1 protein-coding gene is annotated in these 987 nt (G+C 64.6%); it reads left to right on the plus strand.

Features of this window, described 5'->3' with window-relative positions:
• Nucleotides 1-130: 130 nt before the first annotated feature.
• On the plus strand, nucleotides 131-987 hold an 857-nt coding region (locus QMG52_RS21760; protein WP_283562483.1), incomplete at its 3' end, for a LuxR family transcriptional regulator.

Here is a 987-nt window from a genome sequence, read left to right on the forward strand (position 1 = left end):
CGGCCGAACGGATGATTCTGGTTGATATCCATGATCCCGAAACAAACGGGTAGGGGTAACACTGTTTTCTGACGGTTCTGACTACACTTAAGGACTGGCCAGACATTCCCGCCCCCGGTAGACTACCCAGATGAGCGCAGCCACCGACCAGCCACTGAAAGAATCCACCAAGCCCCTTCCAGACCTGCCGTGGCCGCTCTTGCAGGAGGTGGCAGCATTGGCCGATGCCCCCCTGACCCAGATCGCGGAGCGACTACGTGATGCCACGCTCCCCTACCTGGAAAGCAGCGCGCTGGTCATCTTCACCGAAGACTGCACGGGGCGCCCGCAGAAGAAGGCTGGCGAGGAAGAAATCATTTCCCGGGTCTCCATCGCCGAGCTTGACACGCTTCGCGCTGCCCTTTCGGATGAGACACCCTGGTTCGGGGAAGCCGAGCTCGCCGGCCGGCCCCGCCCCGTACTCGCCCTCAAACACTCCCCCAGCCACGCCCTCCTCGTCCTCACGGATCCGCACCCGGCCGATCCAGGGCACAACGCCGGGCTGGACCTGGTGACGTATCTGTGGCGCATTGCTGCCCGGCGGATCCAGGAGAAAGTAGCCGACGCGCCGCCGTCGTACCTGCTGGAATCACGGGCAGCCTCAGCTGAACGCGTCCGCGTGACGGCGGAACTGACCGATCTGCACTCCACGACCCTGGAGACCCTCCTGGCAGCCCTGCGCTCAACCTCCTTGGACAATGCAACAGCCCGCTCCACCGCCACCGACCTCACCGCCAAAGCCTTGGTCGGGCTCCGCACCCTCAGCGACCGCACGACGGACCTGGTGGAAGAGCCCGTCGCCACAGCCTTCGAACGCCTGCGGGAGGACCTGCGACCACTCACGCGCTTCAGCGGCATTGAGGTCGAGTTCATCAAACCACCCCTAAATGGAAGGGCCCTGCCCGGCGAAGTTGCCCACGCCGCACGGGCCGTCGTCCGCGGACTTGT

Source organism: Paenarthrobacter sp. PH39-S1, assembly GCF_030063245.1.
In the GTDB taxonomy this organism is placed as follows: domain Bacteria; phylum Actinomycetota; class Actinomycetes; order Actinomycetales; family Micrococcaceae; genus Arthrobacter_M.